Origin of the sequence: Methanoculleus sp. UBA291 (assembly GCF_002499755.1) — an archaeon.
GTDB classification, from domain to species: Archaea; Halobacteriota; Methanomicrobia; order Methanomicrobiales; family Methanoculleaceae; genus Methanoculleus; species Methanoculleus palmolei.
Window position 1 is genome coordinate 31,341 of record NZ_DANC01000061.1, and the last position, 18,281, is coordinate 49,621.

Below are 18,281 nucleotides of genomic sequence, written 5' to 3' on the forward strand. Positions count from 1 at the left end.
GAGATCCAAGGTGCGCCTTCACGCACCCGTCGGCCCCGGGGAGCCCCCTTTCCGGGGGAAGACAGCGTTTAAACCGTAGGCTAAGGCAAACCCGATGCACTGGACCGTGGCGATATCCACCGGGAATCCGTGCCGGAAGATGGAGTTAGTAAGTTTCAATCTTGGCGGAAAGAGAGACCGGGGCTCAAAAAGCCTCCTTCCCATCAGAACGAACGTAATGGGAAAAAACCGGTTCACACAATCGTTTCGAGCCTTTGCTCCAGGAAATCAACGCCTCTCTTGATATCCTCGATGTTCTTTCCCCCGGTCAGGATGATCTTACCGGAACTGAAGAGAAGGGCGACAATCTTCGGGTCCTCGATCCGGTAGACAAGCCCCGGGAACTGTTCGGGCTCGTACTCGATGTGCTCGAGGTTGAGCGTGATGACGACCTTGTTCAGGTTGATGTACTTGCCGAGGTCGTACGAACAGACGATGTTCGTGATCGCGACCTGCGGCTCGGGGAAGGTCGCGACACCGGCACGCCGGAGCGAGTCCATGATGATCGTGAGGCCTTCGTGGAGATCCTCTTTCTTTCTGATGCCGGTGAGCACCACCTTTCCTGAAGAGAATATCAGGGATGCCATCTTGGGCTTCTCGATGCGGTAGACCGCTCCGGGGAACCTCTTCGTATTCAACTCACAGTTTTTTATTTTATCAGATAGGTTTTCGAGGTCGATCGAGTCTGCAACCCCTCCGGAGGCAACGATGTTCTCGATTTTCAGTGACTCGTATCCCTTCTCATCCATCGATATGAGTATCATTTTTTGAACCATAATACTAATGGGTAATCTTTATGGTATTCGTTGGATTGAGCGTCCTTTATCTTCGTGAATACTTTAAACCATAAACGCGCAATCTTTTATTGATCACGTTATGGCGGAAGATGAGCAAAAACCGGTCTCCTACGAAGACCTCTGCGCGAATTTCAAGATCGACGTCCCTGAATACTATAACTTCGGCTTCGACGTGATCGACGCGTGGGCAAAGAAGGATCGGAACAAACTGGCGATGATCTGGGTGAACCAGAAGGGAGACGAGAAAAAGTACACCTTCTTCGACCTCATGCGCCTCTCAAATCAGGCGGTCAACATCTGCCTGAAATACGGCATCAAGAAGGGCGACCGGGTCATGTTGATGCTCCCCCGGACACCCGAGTGGTGGATCTTCGTCATCGCCCTCATCAAACTCGGCGCCGTGTACTGTCCCGCAACGACGATGCTGACCCCAAAGGACCTGCAGTACCGCATTCAGGCGGCCGATATCAAGATGATCATCACCATGGCCGAACATGCGGGTAAGGTCGAGGAGATCCGGGAAGAGTGCCCCACGCTCGCGGTCCGGCTCATGATCGACGGCGTTCGGGACGGATGGGTCAGTTACCCCGTCGAGCTCGACTACCCTGCACCCTGCTCGCACAAACTGGTGAACCTCCCCGGCATGCACCGGACCAGAGCAACGGACCCGATGCTGATCTTCTTCACCTCGGGGACCACCGGCGAGCCGAAGATGGTGCTGCACGACAACTCCTACCCCCTCGGGCACATCGTCACCGGGCGGCTGTGGCACGACCTGCACCCGAACGACCTTCACCTGACGATCTCCGATACCGGCTGGGGGAAGAGCGCGTGGGGGAAACTCTTCGGCCAGTGGATCGTCGGCGCGTGCATCTTTGTCTACGATATCCGGGGCAGGTTCCATGCCACCGAAATCCTGCCGCTGATGGAGAAATACGGGATCACGACGTTCTGCTGCCCCCCGACCATCTACCGGATGCTGATCTTGGCCGACCTCGACACGTTCGATCTCTCCGACCTGCGCCACTGCTGCAGCGCCGGCGAAGCCCTTAACCCCGAGGTGATCCGGGCATGGGAAGAAGGAACCGGAAAGACGATCTACGAAGGCTACGGCCAGACCGAGACGGTGCTCTGCATCGGAACGTTCCCCGGCATGAAGTGCAAACCGGGCTCCATGGGGAGGCCGTCGCCGGGCTGGCATATCGAACTCCACGACGACTGCGGAAAACCGGTCGGCGTCGGGGAGGAGGGGCGCATCGCCATCAAGGTGAATCCGCGGCCGGTCGGGCTCTTCCGCGGCTACTTAAACAACGAAGAGGAGACCCGGAAAGTCTTCCAGAGCGGGTTTTACTATACCGGCGATAAGGCGCGGATGGACGAAGACGGCTACTTCTGGTTCATCGGGCGGGACGACGACGTGATCAAGTCCTCCGGATACCGGATCGGGCCGTTCGAGGTGGAGAACGCGCTCATGGAGCATCCCGCCGTCCAGGAGGCGGCGGTCGTCGGGTCGCCCGACGTGATCCGGGGGCTTATCGTCAAGGCGTTCGTTGTGTTGAAGCCCGGGTACCGGCCCTCGGAGTCGCTCGTCAAGGATATCCAGAACTATGTCAAGCGGGTGACGGCGCCTTACAAGTACCCCCGCGCGGTCGAGTTCGTGGAGTCGCTTCCAAAGACCATCTCCGGCAAGATCAAACGCTACGAACTCCGTGAGCGGGAGATGAAACGGTTTACCGACAATAACTCCCACAACTCCCACCCCTCCGGGGAGGATGGGGAGTGATTACCTTTATTTTGTTGAAGAGACTACGGTATTAGGCGTTAAGAATCGCAGAACCCGGCCGACGGGGATGGTCGGCCGTAGATTCCGTGCGAGAGTTGCCAAGCCAGGTCAAAGGCGTCAGGTTCAGGGCCTGATCTCGAAGGAGTTCGCCGGTTCGAATCCGGCCTCTCGCATCTCTCCTTTTGCAATGGTTCCGGAATTGACCGGGTGTACCTTCGCCGGTCGAAAAAAAGAGATAGGGTTATTTGATCCGGCCGAATTCCTGGCTCACTTCCGCTGCGGACTGGAAGGTCTTGTCCCCGAACATCTCGAGGACCTGGATCACCGCATCCGGCGCGTTGTTCTTCTGTGCGTGGCTGATCAGATCCTGTTTCCCGGCAGGATAGTCCATACCCCCGAGATATTTCTGGAATGCGGATGCACTCAGTTCTTCGACGGAGGCAGACTGTGCCGCGGAGGCCACGCCGCCTCTCACTGAAGGTCTTTCTTCTGCCATGCTTCTCACCACCTTTCTAACCTGCATGTCCCGCACGGCGGGACACACCTCCGACCCATAGTCCTGGGTGAATAAAAATGTTGCTGTGTTTTTACGCTGAAATAATGACTATTTAGCGGGGGATTGGTCTTAGCCGGGAGTGGTTGCCGGCAGAGAGAGGCCGACCGTCAACCCAACGGGGCATTCGGAGATGCCGGAGAACACTGGGAGCCGGGGGTTCCAGCCCTCTCTCCGGCACTTCATCCCCCGCCCGAACCCGGGCGGGGCAGGGGCCGGACCCGTGCAGCGCTCTCTCTACACCCACGAATAAGTCCGGAAGATGTGACTGGAGTCGGCAGGACGCTGTTTCCGGCGGCGCTGGAACCGGGCCGTACGCACCGCTCAATCAGAGAAGAGGTTCTCTTGAACCCCGATTCTCTAAAAATTGGGTATTTGGAATACTGTTCTTCAGGCCAGGACCTTAGTACCGGCTGTAATCGCTTCTCGGTCTCGGGGGCCGGGCTTCGTCGATCTTTAAGGTGCGGCCTTCAAATACAGTATTGTTCAGGGCTTCTTTCGCTGCCTCGGCCTCTTCGGCGCTGGACATCTCAACAAACCCGAACCCTTTGCGTTCAATGACTCTGACGTCATTTACCGTCCCATACTGGCTAAACAGATCTTTCAACTGCTCTGCATTTACCGAGTAGGTGAGGTTTCCGACGTACAGCTTGTTGCTTTCCATTCAAAGATCCTCTCTATCCATGTACGTTCAAACCTTAATTACTCTTCGGAGGGGACATTGGGGAAGCAGGTCGGGGACACTCTCCCGATGCAGGCGAGCGCCCGGCGGTTGAGGTGCGCTATCCCAGCGCTGTGAGGGGGAAGGGGAGCCGGCAGCCCCGGGTCTTTTTGCCGGGAATGACCCGGGATAGATACCTTAATGATGACCCGGATCATTGATGTACACTCCCCTGGCGGAAAAGTGCGAGGCCCGTCGTTGCACTGCTGCCTCCCCTGGAGTTGATGAACTGACAAAGACACGAGGAACACAAAATAACGAAAGCGATGAGATCATACGGGTACGGTTACCGAAGAAGCGAAATCGGGAACTGTTTGCCCGCGCCGACCTGATGCTCGGGGCAAACCACATCCGTGTCCGCTGTGAGGACGGCGTCACGCGCACCGGGCGGATCAAAGGTAAGATCAAGAAGCGGCTCTGGATCCGCGAAGGCGATCTCTTGATTGTCGTTCCCTGGAGTTTCCAGGATGAAAAGTGCGATATCGTCTACCGTTACATCAGACCTCAGGTAGACTGGCTCAAGAGGCACAATTACCTCAGCCAATAATACACCTTTGCGCTTCTGTAGTTTCGGTCAGGGCAAAATCCCGGGACTTCGGGGTAACGACCCGCTGCAATGGAGTTCGCGTCCCGGATACGAAGGCCGGTCCCCGCCGCCATGGCGCTCTGCTTCCCGACCAGGAGACCTCCAGCCCCGGGCCGGGGCTTGTATTCACCCTTCGCTTGCCTCTCTCCGCCGCCGGACGATGCCTGCTCATACAGCGGTCGGGAAGAACTCGCCGCGGTCCGGGCAGCTCCCGGGAGTAAAGAATATTCGTGCTTTACCGGGGGATGAGTAAATATTCGTTAGGATATGGTTATATACTGCATGCCATGATGAATCAGTATATTTCACAGAAGGAATTATTTTTAACTTTCGTAGCATCGGTTTAAATCGATTATAATGATTTATATCTTATAAATTTTAATATCTTTCCCGGAGATCGTTCATTGAAAACAGATATATTTATGTAATACTATTAGACAATACTCTCTCATGACTGAAACCTCCTCGCAGGGATCCGGGATCTGGCAGGATGGACCCGCCCTTCAGATCCCGATATTCTACAAACTTATGGCGAGCATGCTCACCATTGCGGTCATTCCGGTCCTTCTGCTCGGGATCGTCTCGGCGGGCGATACCGGGAGTCTCATTGCCGTGCTCGGTCTGCAGAACAGCATCATTGTCCTGACCCTCCTCACGCTCGCTGTTATCCTGATGTGGAGTTTCTATCTTGCCAGGAGCATCACGGCTCCCATCGAACAGCTCTCAAAGGTTGCAACCAGTGTAAGCCAGGGCAACCTTGAAAACGCCGAGATCACCGTAACGAGCAACGACGAGATCGGCGAACTGGCAGTTGCGTTCAACCGCCTGATCAACTCCTATAAGATCCTCGATACCCTTGCGAAGGACGACGGCGAGTAAGGAGAGGTTTCCCGGCAGGAACTTCCTCCTTTTTTTTCGCGCGAACAACGATCTGGCAGGAATTTGAATGATAGACAAATTACCCCGGGGAAAGGCCATCGGAGAGATGCAGGCACCGCTCCAGTGGATCTTCTCGCACACGTCCCGCTTTTTCGGGGCGGTACGGATCACAATGCAGGACGGAGAGGGGTTCCTGCTGGTGCAGAATGGCGAACCTCTTGCTGCGTACTTCAGCCACCCGTTTAAGTCCCTGAGCGGGTCGCCGGCATTGAAATTCTTCAGCAGCCAGGCTATCCTCGATTTCAGTCTCTGGAAGTACGAGCCCGAAGATATGCAGACGGCCCTCACCCTCTCCGCCGGGGCAGAGGCCCACCTGCAGCCCGGCCGCGCCCTCCCGGCCGATCGGCCTGAGGATGGCGAACCCGGCCCTGTGGCCGGGACCGTGGAGGGGAGGGAAGAGAGTTCCCAGGGCGCATCTCCGGGAGAGGAACCGGAGCGGCTCAAGGCGGTGCTCCAGAATCCCGGGGTGACTGCAGCGGCCTGCTTCTCCGACGGCCTCTGCATCGCATCGGTCGGCGATATCGACACCGAGTCTGCCGTCGCTTTTGCCGAAGACCTGCTCCGGTGGTCGATCCGCCTGCAATCGGCCGCACCGGCTTGCGGAGCGCTTGTGCAGATGACAATCTTCTATCGCGACGGAAACGTCATCATAACCCCCTGCGACGACAACTTCCTCTGCATCTTTACTACGCCTGCGGTGCACCTCGGCCAGGTACGGCGGATGATCCGGGACCTGCAGAGCGGGGCGGCGGATCACACCTCCGGATGAAAACGGCCCTATACTCCAGCGCTCTTCCGCCTGCCGGTGTTTGATACACGGCTTTCCGTGTCTCCGGTCGGCGTTGATACATTCCGGATAGCCCGGGCCTGCTCTTCTCACAACAAGGGGGCTCTACCGGGGAAGACGAAATAGTCATTATAATGGTAATATTTATATAATTAATATATTATGGATTGCGGGCCCGGGCGTGACAGCGTCCGGGCGGGCAAGGATAACCGGAGGATGGGTCGTATGACCGGCGAGAAGAAAAAGGAGAGGCGAGGCCTCGCATCGGCAGACGAAGCGACCCGAAAACGGGTTGCACAGACCGGTGGAACCGCGCCGCACGATAAACGGGGGCTTCAGGCTGCTTCCCCCGAAACCCGTCGTCGCGTCGCGAGCGCCGGTGGCAGGGCTCCGCACGAGGAGCGGGGCCTTCAGGCTGCAAGTGCTGAGACCCGGCAGCGCGTCGCCCGGGCAGGCGGAAGGTCCCCGCATGAGGAGCGGGGACTCCGGGCGGCACCGGAGAAGACCCGGCAACGCATCGCCCGCAAAGGCAGCCGGTCTTCGGCCGGTCAGGACCCCTCAACGCTTCGTTAGGTGAGGGAGAGATCAGTTGCTCCCTTCCTCGACCTTCCCGTGCACCCGCGTTCCCCCGGCCGGTTCCCGGGGTTTCATCGTTGCCGGTTCCCGGGCATACTCCACTCCGGCCCCCGCAAGGAGAGCCGGGTAGTACCGGGTGACGTACTCCTTCACCATCCGGCGGGATGAAAATCGGGGGCCGTTGCTCTTGATCGACTCTTTCATCATCTTTACCCAGCCGTGCGGGACGTCGTCGATGGAACGGTTGTAGTAGAGCGGGACGACCTTCTTTTCGAGGAGGTCGTAGATCGCCGCGGCGTCGCTGCGGTCTCTCCCGTCGCAGGCTGTCGTCTCGTCTCCGAACGCCCAGCCGTTTCTGCCGTTGTAGCCCTCGGCCCACCAGCCGTCAAGGATGGAGAGGTTCAGGACCCCCGAAAGCGACGCCTTCATACCGCTCGTCCCGCTCGCCTCCATCGGGGGCAACGGGTTGTTTAGCCAGACGTCGACGCCGTGCACCAGGTACTGCGCCATCTGTTCGCCGTAATCTTCGACGAAGGCGATCCTTCCGCCGAACTCCGGCTGCTGTGCGTAGCGGTAGATCTGCTGGAGCACCTGTTTTCCCCCGGTGTCGGCCGGGTGGGCCTTGCCGGCAAAGATGATCTGGACGGGATGCCAGGGGTTGTTCAGGATGCCCATTAGCCGCTCCGGGTCCTCGAAGATGAGGTATGCCCGTTTATAGGTCGAGAACCGCCGGGCAAACCCGATCGTCAGGACGGAAGGGTTGAGGAACGCTCCTTCAGCCGCCGGATTCGACGCTCCGCCGTTATGTGTCGTCCATTTGACCCGCTCCTGTTCCCGGATGCGGTTGAAGAGTTTCGCCTTCAGCCAGGTGTGAAGATGCCAGAGTTCGTCATCCGGGATCTCCTCGACGAGTTCCCAGACCGCCGGGTCGTCGTGCTCCGAGAGCCAGTCGGGAGAGGTCGGCCCGATATGCCGGTCGTAGAGTTCCTTCATCCGGGGGTTCAGCCAGGTCGGTACATGGACGCCGTTCGTGATGGAGTCGATGGGCACCTTCTCCTCCGGCGTCCCGGGCCACAGGCAATGCCACATCCGCCGGGTGACGGCCCCGTTCACACGTGAGACGCCGTTGCGGTGCGCCGACATACGCAGGGCGAACGCGGTCATGTTGAACCCGGCGCCGGGGTTCTGCGGGTGGACGCCAAGCTGCAGGAACCGCGTCCGGTCGATGCCGAGCGCCGGATAGTAGGTCTTGAAGTAGCGGTCGATGAGGTCGACGGGAAAGACATCGTGGCCCGCAGGGACAGGCGTGTGCGTGGTGAAGACGGACGTTGCCTGCACCTCTGCGAGCGCCTCCTCGAAGTCCGTCCCCCGTTCGACCCGCTCCCGGACCCGTTCAAGCAGTGCAAACGCCGGATGACCTTCGTTTAAGTGCACCGCCGCATAATCGATACCGAGCGTATGGAGCATCTGCCAGCCGCCGATGCCGAGCACGATCTCCTGCCGGAGGCGCTGTTCCGGGTCTCCCATGTAGAGCCGGGACGATATGCCCCTGTTTTTGGGGTCGTTGCAGGGGATGTCCGTATCGAGGAGGTAAAGCGGGACCCTGCCGACCTGGACCTTCCAGACGGCGGTGTAGATGGGCGGGTCGATACGCGGGACCCGGATCACCAGGTCTCCTCCTGCCGGGTCAAGAACCCGGGTGATGGGCGCCGCATCGCGGTCGACCGGCTCGGTAATGCCTTCCTGCCAGCCATCCGGGGTGATGTGCTGGTGGAGGTAGCCCTGCGAGTACATGAACCCGACGGCAACCATCGGGAGGCCGAGGTCGCTTGCTTCTTTTAAGTGGTCGCCGGCGAGGAACCCGAGTCCGCCCGCATAGAAGGGGAGCGAGTGATGGAGCCCGTATTCCGCCGAGAAGTAGGCGATTGTCAACGGGGGATTCCCGGGGTAGTTCTCGGCGAACCAGGTCCCGGTGGCGTTCATGTACCTCCTGAACCGGTGCATGATGATCTCGTAGCGGTGGAGATAGGCGGGGTTCTCCGCCGCCTGGTCCAGGAACTCAACCGGTATCTCGCGGAGCATCCGAACCGGGTTGTGGACGCTCTCTCTCCATGCCTGCCGGTTCAGTTGCTTGAAGAGCAGTCGTGCCTCCGGGTTCCAGCTCCACCAGAGGTTGTATGCGAGGTCGACGAGCCCGGAGATCCTCTCCGGGATACGATCAATGAGGTCATGTGCGGGAGTTCCCATGCGTTCTGCCTTCTTCTGAAGGATTTACCGTCTGTATTTATTATTCTATGTTTACGGATTTTAGTGAATGCCTGAGAGAATGGAAAAAATTGAGCAGTATCCGGCTTCTCCGAGCCCCGGGAGCCTCTGGGTGCGGGCTTCCGGGGTTCACCCTCTCCCGTAGATCTCCGTAACTCCAGCAAACTCCCGCAGACCCTCCTCCCCCATCTGCTCCGGCCGGAGCCGCCACTCCCAGTTTCCCTCCGTCGTGCCCGGTCGGTTCATCCGCGCCTCCTCCCCGAGGCCGAGGATGTCCTGCATCGGGATGATGACGGTATCGGCGGGGGAGAGCATCGCGAGGCGTATGAAGATCCGGGGGACCTGGTCGGCACTCACCGGGCCCCCGATGTAGCGGAAGAGGACGTCTTTCCGGTCGCCGGCGACCTCGTGCTCGAACCATCCCCGGACCGTGTTGTTGTCGTGCGTCCCCGTGTAGGCGACGGCGTGCTCCGTGATGTTATGGGGCGCGTGGGGGTTCTTTGCGACGTCGCCGCCGGAGAAGCCGAAAATCAGGACCTTCATCCCCGGGAACCCGAAATGAGCCATCGTCTCGTGGACGTCGGCGGTGATGTGGCCGAGGTCCTCGGCGATGATGGGAAGGCACGGCCTGCTTGCGTGCAGCAGGGTGAAGAAGTCCCGGCCGGATGCATCGACCCAGCGCCCGTTCTCCGCGGTCGCATCGCCCGCCGGGACCTCCCAGAACTGCAGAAAGCCCCGGAAGTGGTCGAGGCGCAGCCGGTCGACGAGGACGAGGGTGCGGTCGACCCGGCTCTCCCACCACGCGAACCCCTGCGCCCGGTGTGCATCCCAGTTGTAGACCGGATTTCCCCACAGTTGCCCGGTCTTGCTGAAGATGTCCGGGGGGACCCCTGCAACAGCCGCCGGCTTCTTCTGTTCGTTGAGTTTGAAGAGCCCCGGGTTCGCCCAGAGGTCGACGCTGTCGTAGGTCGGGTAGAACGGGAGGTCCCCGATGATCTGGATGTGGCGCTTGCGGCAGTGGTTCTTGAGCGTCCTCCACTGGTGCTCGAAGACGTACTGGAGGAACTTCTCCCGGAGTATCCGGTCTGCGAGTTCGGTGCCGTACTTCCGGAGCGCCTCATCGCGGCGGTCCCGGACCCCGGCCGGCCAGTCGCCCCAGGTCTTCCCGGGGAACTGCTCCTTGAGGGCGGCGAAGATCGCGTAGTCGTTGAGCCACGCGACGTTTTCGGCCGCGAAATCCTTGTAGCGGAAATCCGCGCCGCGTTCTTTGAACCGTGAAAACGCCAGGTCGAAGAGGCGGTTCTTGTAGTCCATGACCGCCGGGTAATCCACCCGGTCCCCGGGAAAAACAGGAGGGTCCCCGATGTCCTCCGGGGCGAGGAGACCGTCCGCGACCATCTGTTCGGGGCTGATGAGCCAGGCGTTCCCGGCAAACGCCGAGGGGCTCTGGTAGGGCGAGTTGGCGAACGCCGGAGATGTCGGGTTGAGGGGAAGGATCTGCCAGTAGCGCTGTCCGGCACCGGCGAGGAGGTCCACGAACCGGTGCGCCGCGGGTCCGAGGTCGCCGATGCCGTAGGCCGACGGCAGGGACGTGATGTGGAGGAGAACCCCGCTGCTCCGCCGGTTCATGTCCCGCGCCTCCTCACGTCACCCTCACGTTGAGGCATGCCGCCGCCCTCCTGAACGCCTCCGCCCATCTCCCGTCGTCCTGTCTCCTCTCCGCGTAGCGCCGACGCATCCCGATGATGAGGTTCTGACTCTCCCATAGGGTGAGCGCCAGCCCGACCATCTTCGCGCACCCGGTGATGCGGACGATCTCTTCGAGCGGGTCCGGATCGTCCGGCCGGGCCGCCGCTTTCCGGGCGGCGAGGGTGATCCGCCTGCTCGCCGCCGCCCCGAGGTCCGCACGGTAGGGCGCAAGGTCGCAGGACCTCACCTCCCCCGCGAGCGCCGCAAATCGGTCCGGGTCGGGACACCCGCGGTCGAAGATCGCGAGCAGCCGCGCGGCGCCGGCGTGCGCCAGAAGATGGGCGGCGGCTCCCGGTGCGGGGAGCCCGAGGTCCGCAAGCACCGAGAGCAGCGCCCCGGCATCGCGGTAGACCGTGCAGACGGCCGACCCGATCCCGGGGGCAATCCTCCCTGCAATCGTCCACAGTTCCTCGTCGGAGAGGTCGGACGCGGTGTAGGCACGGGCGAAACCTCCGGCTACGGCGCCGGGCGGGTCGGGTCCCGCTGTCTCCTCCCACGTCTTCCGGAGCCCTTCGTCGCCGCCGGGCTCGCGCACGCCGAAAGCGACCCGGTCGATCCCGGCAAAGAACGCGGCCGCGTCGAGGAGCGTCTCTTCGCCCGTCGCACGCGACCGCACCCGGACGGTCCCGAGGATGCGGCGCCGGCCTCCGGCGTCCGACCGGTAACGCCAGTCTCCCTCGCAGGCATACATCCCGGCCGCGGGGGAGTCGAGGCCGAAGGTCTCATAGAGAGCGGCCCCCGCCCCGATCCGGAGCAGGTCCTGCGCCGCCGGCCGGACCAGGGCCTCGTAGACCGCAGCACCGGTCGCGTAGTCCGGGTCGTTCGTCCGGGTCCGGCGGAGGAGAGCGACGAACGCCGCCTCAAGGTCGAGCCCGAGAGCCTGTCGGGCAAGGTCCATCGCCCGCTTCGCGTGCCGCATCACCTGGACGCTCCCCGGCTCCGCGATGTCGTCGAAGAACCAGCCGCAACTCGTCTGCATCAGCATCGCCTGCCGCTCAATCTCAAGGAGCATGAGTACCCGGCGGCGCTCGCCGGAGGAGAGGTCGCGGAGGGCGTGGCGCGAGAAGAACGCGGCCACGGCCTCGTCGGACCACCGGGCGATGACGAGGGCGACGGCGTCGTCCCGGGCCTTCTCGGGGTCGCGGACGAGGGCCGCGAGCGCCTCATCGACCCGGGGAGCGACGGCGTCCCGGACCATGACGACCGCCTCCCGGAGCGATCCGCGCCATTCCTGCGACCATCCGGGGTGCGCCCCGCTGTTGCACCCGCACCCTCGTTGCCAGCGTTCGACGCCGTGGATGCAGCTCCACGACGTCATCTCGCGGACGACGACCTCATGCGTCGGCGGGTGGGCGGCGAGGTACTCTCCGTAGACCGTGAGCCGGACGTCGCGACGCGCCTCGACGGTTTTGAGGCAGTAGGCGAGCGCCATCTCCCCGAACGTGCGGTGATGGCCGTAGGTCTCCCCATCGGTCGCGATATGCACGAGTTCCGGCCGGTCTCTTTCCCGGGAGAACGCGCCGAGCAGACGGGCGGCAAACCGCCGCCCGTCGGAGAGCAGGTCGCCGAACGCGACGTCGTGGGCTATTCCTCCGTCGTAGAAGAAGACGGCGATGCTTCTCCCGGAGGGGAGGCGGCAGAGGTAGGGCATGGTTGTATCGACCCGGCAGCCGGAGACGTCCGTCCAGGCCTCCGCCCCGACCGGGCGGACCCTCTCCGCCTGGTGGGCGGCGAGGACCGTGAACCGGACTCCCGCTTCCGCCATCAGGTCCAGGGACTCGAGATCGACCGCCGTCTCCGGGAGCCACATCCCCTCGGGCTTCCGGCCGAATCGGGCTTCGAAATCGCGGACTCCCCAGACGACCTGAGCCCTTTTGTCCCGCCGGGTCGCAAGCGGCATGATGATGTGGTTGTAGCAGGCGGCTATCGCGGACCCGTGCCCGGCGTAGTGCTCTCTGCTCGCCCGGTCGGCCTCGACGATCGCACCGTAGACCACCGGGCGGTGCGTTTCAAGCCAGGCAAGAAGCGTGGGTGCGGCCGTGAAGCTGATCCTTTCGTAGGTGTTCGCGACCTGTGCGATCCTGCCGTCGGCATCAAGGATACGTGCGGCGGTGTTCGGCCCGTAGCACTCCGCGGTCACCCGTTCGTTCCAGTCGTGGTACGGGGCGGCGGAGCGCTGGACCTCGACGTCCCCGAGCCAGGGGTTCTCCCGTGAAGGCTGGTAGAAGTGCCCGTGGATGCAGACGGCGCGGTCCATCGTCACGCCCCCTCGGGAGCGAAGACGACCGCGGCGAGCGGGGGCAGGGTGAGCGGGAGGGACCACGGCCGGCCGTGCGCCGGGACCTGCTCCGCCTCCACCCCTCCGAGGTTGCCGACGCCGCTTCCGCCGTACTCGACCGCGTCGCTGTTGAGCACCTCCTCCCAGAACCCGCCGAACGGGACGCCGACCCGGTAGCCGTAACGCGGCACCGGGGTGCAGTTGCAGACGACGAGGACGACGGCGTCGGCCGATAACCCCCGCCGGAGGTAACTGACGACGCTCTTCTCCACGTCCGAGAAGTCGACCCACTCGAACCCGCCCGGATCGGCGTCCCGTTCGTGGAGGGCGGGTTCCCGCCGATAGAGGCGGTTCAGGTCGGCGACCCACTGGAGGGTCCCCCGGTGGGGAGGATACTGCAGGAGGTCCCACGCAAGCCCGGCATCGTGGCTCCACTCCGACCACTGCCCGAACTCTCCGCCCATGAAGAGGAGTTTCTTTCCGGGGTGCGTGAACATATACCCGTAGAGGAGGCGGAGGTTCGCCCGTTTCCGCCACTCGTCGCCGGGCATCTTCCCCACGAGCGAACTCTTCTCGTGGACGACCTCGTCGTGCGAGAGGGGGAGGATATAGCGCTCGGAAAACGCGTACCATATGCTGAACGTGAGGAGGTCGGGCCGGTACTTCCGGAAGACCGGGTCGAGAGCGAAGTAGTCCAGGGTATCGTGCATCCAGCCCATGTTCCACTTCAGGTCGAACCCGAGCCCCCCGGTCGCGGTCGGTGCGGTCACCCCCGGCCAGGAGGTCGCCTCCTCGGCGATGACGAGCGCGTCCGGGAAGTTTGCGTGGACCGTGTCGTTCACTTTCCGGAGGAACCCGATAGCCTCGAGGTTCTCCCGCCCGCCGTAGACGTTCGGCGTCCACTCCCCGGCGCTCCGTGCATAGTCGAGGTAGAGCATCGAGGAGACCGCATCCACCCGGAGCCCGTCCGCATGGTAGCGTTCGAGCCAGAAGACGGCGCTGCTCGTAAGGAACGACCGGACCTCGTTTCTTCCGAGGTTGAAGAGGTAACTCTTCCACTCCGGGTGGCAGCGCTGTCGGGGGAGGGCGTGCTCGTAGAGGTAGGTGCCGTCGAAGTAGGAGAGCCCGTAGCCGTCGGCGGGGAAGTGGGACGGCACCCAGTCGAGGAATACCCCGATCCCGCGCTGGTGGAGCGTGTCGACGAGGTGCATGAAGTCCTCCGGGGTGCCGTACCGGCTGGTGGGCGCGAAGTAGCCGAGCGTCTGGTAGCCCCAGGAGGCGTAGAGCGGGTGCTCCATGACGGGGAGGAACTCGACGTGGGTAAACCCGGCATCGAGCACGTAGTCGGCGAGTTCGGCCGCCAGTTCCCGGTAACTCAGGGACCGGTTCTTCTCCTCCGGCACCTTCCGCCACGAACCGGGGTGCACCTCGTAGACGGATATCGGGGCATCTATGGAATTGTTCCTCTCCCGGCAACGTAGCCACGCCCGGTCCCGCCAGGTATACGCGAGGTCCCAGACGATGGACGCGGTCTTCGGCGGGACCTCCCAGAAGTACGCAAACGGGTCGCCCTTCTCCACACGGTAGCCGCCGTACCTGCTTAGGATGTGATACTTGTAGAGCGCCCCGTGGCCGATATCCGGGATGAACCCTTCCCAGATGCCGGAGTTGTCGCTCCGCGCGCAGAGCGGGTCGCGGCCCGCTTTCCAGCCGTTGAAGTCCCCGATGACCGAGACTTCCGCGGCATTCGGCGCCCAGACCGCAAAGAACGTCCCCTGCGCGTCTCCGGCGACGACCGGGTGCGACCCCAGCCTGTCATAGAGGCGGGAGTGGGTCCCCTGCCGAAAGAGGTAGACGTCGTAGTCGGTGATGAGGCTCCCGGTCTTCGTGATCTCCTGCACGGGCCTCAGCCTCCCCCGGGATTGCCGGAGAGAACCCGTCCATAGACTTCAAGCATCCTCTCCGTGACGGCATCCCACCGGAACTTCTCCATCACCTTTCTATGCCCGGCCTTTCCGAGCCTCTGCATGTAGGCCGGGTCGTCGATGAGGTGGGAGACTCCCCAGGCGATAGAGTCCGGTCGGACGGGGACCTTGATGCCGTTCTTGTAGTTATCGATGTTCTCGGAGAGCCCCCCGACGTCGGTCGCGACGACGCAGCGCTCCGCGCTCCACGCCTCCGTGAGGACAAGCCCGAACGGCTCGTTCCTGCTCGGTATGACGACGAGGTCGCAGGCGTTCAGGAGCCGGATGTGCTCCGCGTCGGAGACGTAGCCGAGGAACTGCACGGGAAGACCGTGCGCCGTGCTCTCCAGGTACCCGCGCATATCTCCGTTACCGGCAAAGAGGAACTGCACGTCCCAGCGCTTGGCGAGGATCTGGGGGATAGCCTGCATCAGGAGGTCGGGCCCCTTCTGGTAGGTGAGGCGCCCGACGAAGAGGACGACGGGTGCCAGAGGATGGATGCCGTAGTGCTTCTTCACCTCACCCGGGTCGACCGGGATACGGTAGGCGGAGGGATCGATGCCGTTCGGGATGACGGTGACCTTCCACCCCGGGACGTTGTAGAGCCACATCACCTCGGTCTTCGTCGAATTCGAGACGGTCGTGACCGCCTTTGCGATGTAGCCCCCGTACCACTCTTTACCCGAAATCTCCTGGAACTCCCACCAGCCGCCGAAGTTTCCCCCGTGCCTCCCGTATTCGGTGGAGTGGTAGGAGAGGACGGTGTTTCGGTCGCGGAGGAGGTGCATCGCCTCGACGAGGTGCCAGTCGTGGAAGTGGAGAATGTCGAACGGGGGGGTGTCGCAGGCGCGGAAGGCGTCCACGAGCATGTTGCTCATGGTCCGGCAGTACTCGACGATGTTGTCGCCGAACGGCAGGCAGTAGTGGTAGTGGACGCCCTCGATCACTGCATCGCCGTTCTCTCCCCGCGTGAAGAAGTGGACTTCGTGCCCCTTTTGGGCGAGGTGCTCGGCGAGGTGGGTCGCTGCCGGTGCAAGGCCGCCCACCTTGAACGTGGAGTGAAGCGACTCCCAGCAGAAGAATGCTAACTTAAACGTTTCCATAATTGGGTGATCCTCTTCTGAATCGTTGAATGGAGTCTGGTGCGGTCGGAGACGCCCCGGATCGTCTTCGCCAGTCTTTTATCGCCGATGACCTGGTCGATCCACCGGTAGAAGTCGTTTCGCTCGACGTGGTAGCGGATGACGTCGTCCGGAACAAATTCGAGCATATGGGCGAACTCCTGGAGGCTGTGGGCGGCGTAGCCGGCCGGTCTGTCGCATGACGAGAAGTTGAACGCTTTGTCGGGAGGGACGCACCGGAGCGTGAGAGCGGACCTGGGAGATGGGGCGTTTGCTGCAGATCGCTCCTCTGCGTGTGAGAGGACCCGCATGAACGAGGCGAAGTAATCGTAGGTCGCCTGGTGGCTGACGGCGTGGAGCGGCTTTCCGCACGAGAGCGAGCGCATGGCCATCCGGCGGGTGTGCTCGGTATCGAGGAGGCACCGCCAGACTGCCGGGTCGGCGACCAGGCCTCCGGCCTCTTCGAGCGCTTCGAGGGCGGACTGCTGCAGGATGGTTCGCTGCCGGCTCTGCGGGCCTGTCGTCTCGCCGATCGTTCCGTGCGGCGGAAGCCGGGCGGCCTCTCGCGTGCGGACGGTCTCGATCCCTTTTTCTGCGAGAGCGGCCGGGAGCGCCCGCAGGAACTCGAAGATGCCCGTCTCGGGGCCGATGAAGTCCCCGAAGGTGCGGTAGTCGAGGAAGAGCGTGATGCAGTCGCCGGGGGATACGGAGAGCCACCCGGCATATCGGTCGGCCATGAGCGGCCATTTGTCCCACTCCCGCCAGGAGAACCGGACGGCGATGTCGTCGGAGAGGTCGCAGTTGGTGACGAGGACCGGGAGGCCCCGGTAGGTATAGGGATAATTCGGGTCCTTCTCCGGAACGTGTTCTTCGCTCCCCTCGATGATGGCCGCCTGAATTCCGGCCCCGATAAGCGCCTCTGCGGTGGCGGGGGCGATGGGGTAGTCGGTATGCGCGAACGTGGTCGGCACGACGGCGAAGTGCTCCTTCATCAGGGCCCGGTGCATGAGGACTTCGTCGGTGAACTCAGTGATGTCGGTAAACTGTCCGGCGACGCTGTGGTAGTAGGTCTGGGCGAGGAGTTCGGCGTTCCGGTGAGTCGCCGCCCGGGAGAGGAGTTCGAGCATCTCCGGGTACCACGCTTCCAGGCGTTCCACCACCGTTCCGGAGATGCTGAAGGAGCACGTAAACCCGTTGTCAAGAAGATCGAGGAGGAGTTCGGTCGTCGGCCGAAAGCAGCGATCGATGACTCGCCCGAGGTCTTTTTTGGCGTTCGGGTTAAAATAACTCTCGTTTGCGTTTCTCTTTCCCGTTACCATGTCTGGCTGGAACCCGGGATTGAGATAGCAGGGGTAATGAACATCGAATCCCAGGCATACCTTCGGTGGATTTGAGCCCTCGCCTGTCATCAGTGGTAAATGGCGGTTTGCGTATATAAATGTCGTCGATGCGGTAGACTTCCCGACCTCCGGTCTTTTGTCGGGCCCCGTATCCTGATTGCCCGACGGTTATTGCTCCCGGGGAGGATCGCAATGACCCCGGGATGCCGCCGGACGGAAGGAGACGCGCCTGCATGAGCGCTTGACGGATCTGCCGTGCGGACGATTGGTCCTGAGGAGGCATGTACCCGTCTCACGGTCACCTGATATCCATCCTCATGAACTTTACGTAGGTCGCGGCGAAGAAGACCGACGGGAAGACGATGAGCGCGGCAATGTTCATCCAGACCTGACCGAGGGCGTCGGCAAGCCCGCCGGGCGTCTCCTGCATCTCCGGACCGTAGACCGTATACATCATCGTGGCGAGCCGGGGGTTCGTCACCGCCATCGCGACCCGGTAGTAGTTCGTCTGCGGCGAGAGGATGTTGGAGACGTCGTTGATGAACCGCCGTTTCTCGGTGTAGGCCTTTCTCGCCTCTTCGTAATCTCTCCACGCCGGGTCGTCGGTTCCGCCGTATACCACACTCTGCGAGGAGCTGCTGACAAAGTAACCGCCGCCGCTCGAGGCCCGTACAACCTCTCCTCGCGGCGTCGGCATCGGGCCCATCTCCGGCGGCTCGGGGGGGTCGCCTGCGAGGGTGTCTGCGGCAATCGTCCCGAAGACGGGGAGGAGCGAGGAGACGA

15 protein-coding genes, 1 tRNA gene and 1 pseudogene are annotated in these 18,281 nt (G+C 62.3%); 6 read left to right on the plus strand and 11 right to left on the minus strand.

The window, feature by feature from the left end:
* Window positions 1-18: 18 nt before the first annotated feature.
* Complete coding sequence (locus tag BP737_RS14490) at window positions 19-159, minus strand: hypothetical protein (RefSeq protein ID WP_292405469.1); 141 nt, start codon at window positions 157-159, stop codon at window positions 19-21.
* Between the two features lie 74 nt (window positions 160-233).
* Window positions 234-788, minus strand: a complete 555-nt coding sequence (locus tag BP737_RS14495; RefSeq protein WP_292405472.1) for a TATA-box-binding protein — start codon at window positions 786-788, stop codon at window positions 234-236.
* A 127-nt stretch (window positions 789-915) separates the two neighbouring features.
* Between BP737_RS14495 and BP737_RS14500 the strand changes: the two genes are divergently transcribed.
* Together BP737_RS14500 and BP737_RS14505 are read left to right on the plus strand one after the other, a co-directional pair.
* Window positions 916-2,619, plus strand: a complete 1,704-nt coding sequence (locus BP737_RS14500; protein ID WP_292405474.1) for an AMP-binding protein — start codon at window positions 916-918, stop codon at window positions 2,617-2,619.
* 88 nt (window positions 2,620-2,707) lie between these two features.
* A tRNA-Leu gene (locus BP737_RS14505) sits at window positions 2,708-2,792 on the plus strand.
* 68 nt (window positions 2,793-2,860) lie between these two features.
* Here BP737_RS14505 and BP737_RS14510 read toward each other — a convergent pair.
* Together BP737_RS14510 and BP737_RS14515 are read right to left on the minus strand one after the other, a co-directional pair.
* A complete protein-coding gene (locus BP737_RS14510; RefSeq protein ID WP_292405477.1) occupies window positions 2,861-3,115 on the minus strand; it encodes a DUF2795 domain-containing protein in 255 nt (84 codons plus the stop codon).
* A 460-nt stretch (window positions 3,116-3,575) separates the two neighbouring features.
* Window positions 3,576-3,836, minus strand: a complete 261-nt coding sequence (locus BP737_RS14515) for an RNA recognition motif domain-containing protein (protein ID WP_292405480.1) — start codon at window positions 3,834-3,836, stop codon at window positions 3,576-3,578.
* Between the two features lie 217 nt (window positions 3,837-4,053).
* Here BP737_RS14515 and eif1A point away from each other — a divergent pair, with 217 nt between their 5' ends.
* From eif1A to BP737_RS14535, 4 genes are all read left to right on the plus strand, one after another.
* Window positions 4,054-4,440, plus strand: a complete 387-nt coding sequence (gene eif1A, locus BP737_RS14520; protein WP_292405483.1) for a translation initiation factor eIF-1A — start codon at window positions 4,054-4,056, stop codon at window positions 4,438-4,440.
* A 489-nt stretch (window positions 4,441-4,929) separates the two neighbouring features.
* Window positions 4,930-5,358, plus strand: coding sequence for a HAMP domain-containing protein (locus BP737_RS14525; RefSeq protein ID WP_292405486.1), 429 nt, complete (start codon window positions 4,930-4,932; stop codon window positions 5,356-5,358).
* Window positions 5,359-5,425: 67 nt separating this feature from the next.
* Window positions 5,426-6,187 (plus strand): roadblock/LC7 domain-containing protein, encoded by a 762-nt coding sequence (locus BP737_RS14530; RefSeq protein WP_292405489.1) that lies wholly within the window; start codon window positions 5,426-5,428, stop codon window positions 6,185-6,187.
* Between the two features lie 243 nt (window positions 6,188-6,430).
* Window positions 6,431-6,778, plus strand: coding sequence for a hypothetical protein (locus tag BP737_RS14535; protein ID WP_342686310.1), 348 nt, complete (start codon window positions 6,431-6,433; stop codon window positions 6,776-6,778).
* A gap of 12 nt (window positions 6,779-6,790) precedes the next feature.
* Here BP737_RS14535 and glgP read toward each other — a convergent pair whose 3' ends face one another.
* From glgP to BP737_RS14570, 7 genes and pseudogenes are all read right to left on the minus strand, one after another.
* The gene (glgP, locus tag BP737_RS14540; RefSeq protein ID WP_342686311.1) at window positions 6,791-9,028 is read right to left on the minus strand and encodes an alpha-glucan family phosphorylase; all 2,238 of its coding nucleotides are present in this window, start codon (window positions 9,026-9,028) and stop codon (window positions 6,791-6,793) included.
* Window positions 9,029-9,175: 147 nt separating this feature from the next.
* Window positions 9,176-10,675, minus strand: coding sequence for a 4-alpha-glucanotransferase (gene malQ, locus BP737_RS14545; protein WP_292404937.1), 1,500 nt, complete (start codon window positions 10,673-10,675; stop codon window positions 9,176-9,178).
* 13 nt (window positions 10,676-10,688) lie between these two features.
* The gene (locus BP737_RS14550; protein ID WP_292404946.1) at window positions 10,689-13,052 is read right to left on the minus strand and encodes a DUF3536 domain-containing protein; all 2,364 of its coding nucleotides are present in this window, start codon (window positions 13,050-13,052) and stop codon (window positions 10,689-10,691) included.
* Window positions 13,053-13,054: 2 nt separating this feature from the next.
* On the minus strand, window positions 13,055-14,974 hold the full coding sequence (gene glgB, locus BP737_RS14555; RefSeq protein ID WP_292404940.1) for a 1,4-alpha-glucan branching protein GlgB: 1,920 nt from the start codon (window positions 14,972-14,974) through the stop codon (window positions 13,055-13,057).
* A 5-nt stretch (window positions 14,975-14,979) separates the two neighbouring features.
* The gene (locus BP737_RS14560; RefSeq protein WP_292404942.1) at window positions 14,980-16,140 is read right to left on the minus strand and encodes a glycosyltransferase family 4 protein; all 1,161 of its coding nucleotides are present in this window, start codon (window positions 16,138-16,140) and stop codon (window positions 14,980-14,982) included.
* On the minus strand, window positions 16,122-17,567 hold the full coding sequence (locus tag BP737_RS14565) for an alpha-amylase (RefSeq protein WP_292404944.1): 1,446 nt from the start codon (window positions 17,565-17,567) through the stop codon (window positions 16,122-16,124). The genes BP737_RS14560 and BP737_RS14565 overlap by 19 nt, the downstream gene beginning before the upstream one ends.
* A 229-nt stretch (window positions 17,568-17,796) precedes the next feature.
* Window positions 17,797-18,281 (minus strand): annotated as a pseudogene (locus tag BP737_RS14570) (ABC transporter permease); the annotation flags it as partial.

Excerpts from the sequence above, each read along its gene's own strand:
- BP737_RS14495 (WP_292405472.1), bottom strand. The coding sequence starts at position 788 with ATGGATGAGAAGGGATACGAGTCACTGAAAATCGAGAACATCGTTGCC.
- BP737_RS14500 (WP_292405474.1), top strand. The coding sequence starts at position 916 with ATGGCGGAAGATGAGCAAAAACCGGTCTCCTACGAAGACCTCTGCGCG.
- BP737_RS14510 (WP_292405477.1), bottom strand. The coding sequence starts at position 3,115 with ATGGCAGAAGAAAGACCTTCAGTGAGAGGCGGCGTGGCCTCCGCGGCA.
- BP737_RS14515 (WP_292405480.1), bottom strand. The coding sequence starts at position 3,836 with ATGGAAAGCAACAAGCTGTACGTCGGAAACCTCACCTACTCGGTAAAT.
- eif1A (WP_292405483.1), top strand. The coding sequence starts at position 4,054 with ATGTACACTCCCCTGGCGGAAAAGTGCGAGGCCCGTCGTTGCACTGCT.
- BP737_RS14525 (WP_292405486.1), top strand. The coding sequence starts at position 4,930 with ATGACTGAAACCTCCTCGCAGGGATCCGGGATCTGGCAGGATGGACCC.
- BP737_RS14530 (WP_292405489.1), top strand. The coding sequence starts at position 5,426 with ATGATAGACAAATTACCCCGGGGAAAGGCCATCGGAGAGATGCAGGCA.
- BP737_RS14535 (WP_342686310.1), top strand. The coding sequence starts at position 6,431 with ATGACCGGCGAGAAGAAAAAGGAGAGGCGAGGCCTCGCATCGGCAGAC.
- glgP (WP_342686311.1), bottom strand. The coding sequence starts at position 9,028 with ATGGGAACTCCCGCACATGACCTCATTGATCGTATCCCGGAGAGGATC.
- malQ (WP_292404937.1), bottom strand. The coding sequence starts at position 10,675 with ATGAACCGGCGGAGCAGCGGGGTTCTCCTCCACATCACGTCCCTGCCG.
- BP737_RS14550 (WP_292404946.1), bottom strand. The coding sequence starts at position 13,052 with ATGGACCGCGCCGTCTGCATCCACGGGCACTTCTACCAGCCTTCACGG.
- BP737_RS14560 (WP_292404942.1), bottom strand. The coding sequence starts at position 16,140 with ATGGAAACGTTTAAGTTAGCATTCTTCTGCTGGGAGTCGCTTCACTCC.
- BP737_RS14565 (WP_292404944.1), bottom strand. The coding sequence starts at position 17,567 with ATGACAGGCGAGGGCTCAAATCCACCGAAGGTATGCCTGGGATTCGAT.